This is a genomic window from Streptomyces sp. NPDC027962, assembly GCF_055566095.1.
This window is the reverse complement of the sequence record NZ_JBVHTA010000089.1, coordinates 1-4,484: the sequence shown is the minus strand read 5'-3', so window position 1 is coordinate 4,484 and position 4,484 is coordinate 1. Positions and strand designations below refer to the sequence as shown.

Genomic DNA, 4,484 nt, shown 5'->3' with positions numbered 1-4,484 from the left:
GTGCGCCTCGACCACGTCCACGTCCGCCGTCGCCAGACCCGCATTGGTGAGCGCGGCACGGATCACCCGCTGCTGGGCCGGGCCGTTCGGCGCGGTGAGTCCGCTGCTGGCGCCGTCCTGGTTCACGGCGGAGCCCCGGACGACGGCGAGGACGCGGTGGCCGAGCCGCTGCGCGTCGGAGAGGCGCTCCAGCAGGAGCATGCCCGCGCCTTCGGAGAAGCCGGTGCCGTCGGCGTCGTCGGAGAAGGAGCGGCAGCGTCCGTCGGTGGACAGGCCGCGCTGGCGGCTGAGTTCGACGTACACGTCGGGGGTCGACATGACGGTGACGCCACCGGCGAGGGCCATAGAGCACTCGCCGCGCCGCAGCGACTGCACCGCGAGGTGCAGGGTCACGAGCGAGGACGAGCACGCGGTGTCGACGGTGACCGCCGGTCCCTCCAGGCCGAGCGTGTAGGAGACGCGGCCGGAGGCGACGCTGTAGGCGTTGCCGTTGCCGATGTAGCCCTCGAGTTCGTGGGGGATGGTGTCGAGCCTGGACGCGTAGTCCTGGTACATGACGCCGGCGAAGACACCGGTCGCGCTGCCCCGCACGGACTGCGGGTCGATGCCGGCCCGCTCGAACGCCTCCCAGGAGGTCTCCAGGAGGAGCCGCTGGTGTGGGTCCATCGCCAGCGCCTCACGCGGGCTGATGCCGAAGAACTCGGGGTCGAAGTCGCCGACCCGGTCGAGGAATCCGCCGCCCTGCGCATAGAACGTGCCGGGGTTCTCGGGGTCGGGGTGGTACAGCCCCTCCACGTCCCAGCCGCGGTCGTCGGGGAACAGGGAGATCGCGTCGTGCTGTCCGGCGACGAGGTCCCAGAGCTGCTCGGGCGACGTGACGCCGCCGGGGTAGCGGCAGCTCATGCCGACGATGGCGATGGGCTCGTTGGCCTTGGCCTCCACCTCGCGCAGGCGCTGGCGAGTCTGCGCCAGGTCTGCCGTGACCCGCTTGAGGTAGTCGCGAAGCTTCTGCTCGTTCTGCATCTGGGGCAACCTCTTCGTCGATGGCCTGGCGCACGCGGACCCCCCGTCCGGCGCAGCGCTCGGGCAGTGGCCCCGACATCGGTGGAAGGGAGTCACTGCCCGCAGCAACACGTCAGCCCATGGATCGGGGCGGCCTCGGGGGCGCCTCGATGGGATGGCTGATCAAGCCAAGCTTCGTCCGGCCCGATCGGCGCGAACACCCCTAGCCGCCCCTGGGCCGCCCCAGAGCAGCCCCCTAGCGAAACGGCCCGTGCCCCGACTTCGTACGGGACTGCCCCGGGGCGGGACGCGCCTGCGCCCCGCCCCGGAGAATCCCTGGTGCGGCCCTGGTCCGAGCCCTGGTCCGGGCCTGGTCCGGGCCCTGGGCCCGGGCCCTGGCCCCGCACAGGTCCGAGCCGCGGGACCCGCCCCGGTCCGAGCCCAACCGGCCCTTACGACAGTCCGAGTTCGTTGTCGATGAACGCGAACATCTCGTCGTCGCTGGCCGAGTCGAGCCGTGCGGCGAGTTCGCCGCCGGCGCCGCCCAGCGCGACCAGGAGGGCCTGCAGCCGCTCCGCGATCTCGTCCTTCTCGTCCTCGGGGACCGTCGTGCCGGAGACGGCCCTTTCCAGCCGCTCCAGTTCGGCACGGACGGGCGAGGACGCGCCCGCCCCTCCCCCTGCCCCCACCGCTCCCGCTTCCGCTCCCGTGAAGGGCAGCTCGCCGACGACGAAGCCGGCCAGCGCGTCCGCCGACGGATAGTCGAAGATCAGCGTGGCGGGCAGGCGCAGCCCGGTCGCTGCGGTCAGCCGGTTACGGAGCTCCAGCGCGGTCAGCGAGTCGAAGCCGAGCTCGAGGAAGCCGCGGTCGGCGGTCACCGCGTGGGGCCCGGCGAAGCCGAGCACGGCGGCCACGTGCGTCCGTACCAGGTCGAGCACCACCTTGGTCCGCTCCTCGGCCGGCAGTGCCGCCAGCCGCTGGAGCAGTGCCTCAGCCTCCGAACGGGACAGCGCGGCCTGGGCCTGACCGCGGCGGGCGGCCGGGAGCCGTACGAGGTCCCGCAGGACGGCAGGGGTGCCGCGTTCCACGAGCCTCGCGCGGACGGCCGGGAGGTCGAAGCGCACCGGAACCAGTACGGGCTCGTCCCTTCCGAGGGCCGCGTCGAAGAGCGCGAGTCCGGCCTCCGACGGCATCGCCGTCACCCCGGAACGGTTCATGCGGGCCACGTCGGCCTCGCCGAGCCGTGCGGTGAGTTCGCTGCGCTGCTCCCAGAAGCCCCAGGCGAGGGCGACGGCGGGCAGTCCCGCGGCCCGGCGGCGGGCGGCGAGGGCGTCGGTGAACGCGTTGGCGGCGGCGTAGTTCGCCTGCCCCGGGCTGCCGATGGTGCCGGCGGCCGAGGAGAAAAGCACGAACGCCGAGAGGTCCAGGTCCCGCGTGAGCTCGTCCAGGTGGACGGCCGCGTCGACCTTGGGGCGCATCACCGTGTCCAGGCGTCCCGCGTCGAGCGCGCCGACGACGCCGTCGTCGGTGACGCCCGCCGTGTGGACGACCGCAGTGAGCGGGTGCTCGGCCGGGATGGCGTCGAGCAGGCGCCGGACCGCCTCGCGGTCGGCGACGTCGCAGGCCGCGACCGTGACGGTCGCGCCGAGACCGGTCAGCTCGTCCCGCAGCGCGGCGGCACCCTCGGCCGCCATGCCGCGCCGGCTGGTGACCAGGAGCTGCCGCACCCCGTGCCGGGTGACGAGGTGCCGGGCCAGCAGCGCGCCCAGCGTCCCCGTGCCACCGGTCAGGAGGACGGTGCCCGACGCGTCGGAGAGGGCACCGGCGGCGTCGGTCGACCCGGCGGCGCGCGTCGCGGCCGTCGACCCGGCCGACCGTACGGCGGGGTCCGTCGGCGTACCTCCGGTCGGCACCGCGTGGAGCCGCCGGCCGAGGAACCGTCCCTCGCGTACGGCCACTTCGGGTTCCCCGGTGGTGAGCGCGGCCGGGACCGCCCGGCACGACGCCGGGTCCCGGTCCAGGTCGACGAGGACGAACCGCCCGGGGTTCTCCGCCTCGGCGGCCCGGACGAGTCCCCACACGGCGGCGAGCGCCAGGTCGTCCGGCGCGCCACCGGGCTCCGTCGTGACCGCGCCTTCGGTGACGACCACCAGACGGGTGTCGGCGAACGTCTCGTCCGCCAGCCACTCTTGGACGAGCGCGAGCACCTGGCCGGTGACGGCCCGTACGACGGCGGGCATGTCGGTGGACGTGCCGACGGCACCTGCCGGGACCGCGCTCGCTGCAAGCGCCGCAATCGGGGTGGTCGGAGAGATGGGGGCGAGCACGACGTCCGGCGCGGAAGCGCCCGCGGCGACCGCCACGGCGAGCCCGGCGAGGTCCGGGTGGTGCGCGGTCTCCTCGCCGTCGGCCTTGAGGGCCTGCTGAAGGCCGGGGGCGTCGGCACCGACGACCGCCCACCCGCCGGAGGCGGCAGGGGCCTCGGACAGGGCGGCCGTGAGCCCGACCCAGTCGGTGCGGTACAGGGTGTCGCCTGTCGTGCCGGCGGCAGCGGACAGCCTCTCCGGGGAGATCGCCCGCAGGGCCAGCTCCTCGACGGTCGCCACCGGCGCCCCGGCTCCGTCGGCGACGCTGACACGCACCCGGTCGCCGGCCGGCTCAGGGGTCAGCCGCACCCTCAGGAACGTGGCGCCGGCCGCGTGGACCGACACCCCGTTCCACGAGAACGGCAGCCGCACGCCCTGCGCGGTGTCCCCGCCCTCGGCCGTGCCCAGGGCGTGGAGCGCCGCGTCGAGCAGCGCCGGGTGGAGGGCGAACCCGTTGACGGAGACGCCCTCGGGCAGCGCGACCTCGGCGTAGATCTCGTCGCCGTCCCGCCAGGCCGCCTTCAGGCCCTGGAAGACGGGGCCGTACTCGTACCCCTGCGCGACGAGCTCGTCGTAGCCTCCGGCGAGCTCGATCGGCACGGCCCCGGCGGGCGGCCAGGCGACCGGGCCGGGCGAGGGGGCGATCGGCTCGGCGGCCAGCACGCCGGTGGCGTGCGTGGTCCAGGAGCCGAAACCGTTGTCCTGGTCCGCCGGCCTGGAGTGGACGTCCACCGGCCGGCGCCCGTTCTCGTCGGCCGCGCCGACGGTGACCTGCACCTGAACGGCCTGCGACGGCCCGAGGACCAGCGGCTCTAGCAGGGTCAGCTCGACGACCTCGGCACAGCCGACCTCGTCACCGGCGCGCACGGCCATCTCCACGAAGGCCGTGCCCGGGAGGAGGACCGTGCCCATGACGGCGTGGTCGGCCAGCCACGGGTGGGTACGCAGCGAGATCCGACCGGTCAACACCACGCGGTCGGACTCGGCCAGCGGCAGCGACGCGGAAAGCAGCGGATGCTCGGTCGCCTCCAGACCGGCGGAAGTGACGTCACCGGCGCTGCCGGTGTTCTCCAGCCAGTAACGGGAGTGCTGGAAGGCGTATGTCGGGAGGTCGAC

The 4,484-nt window shown here is 74.5% G+C and carries 2 protein-coding genes; both read right to left on the bottom strand.

The window, feature by feature from the left end; genetic code table 11:
• Nucleotides 1–1,023 (bottom strand): beta-ketoacyl synthase N-terminal-like domain-containing protein (locus ACZ4SA_RS36610; RefSeq protein ID WP_468283088.1); only part of this gene is annotated, 1,023 nt, incomplete at its 3' end.
• A gap of 431 nt (nucleotides 1,024–1,454) precedes the next feature.
• On the bottom strand, nucleotides 1,455–4,484 hold a 3,030-nt coding region (locus ACZ4SA_RS36605), incomplete at its 5' end, for a type I polyketide synthase (RefSeq protein WP_468283085.1).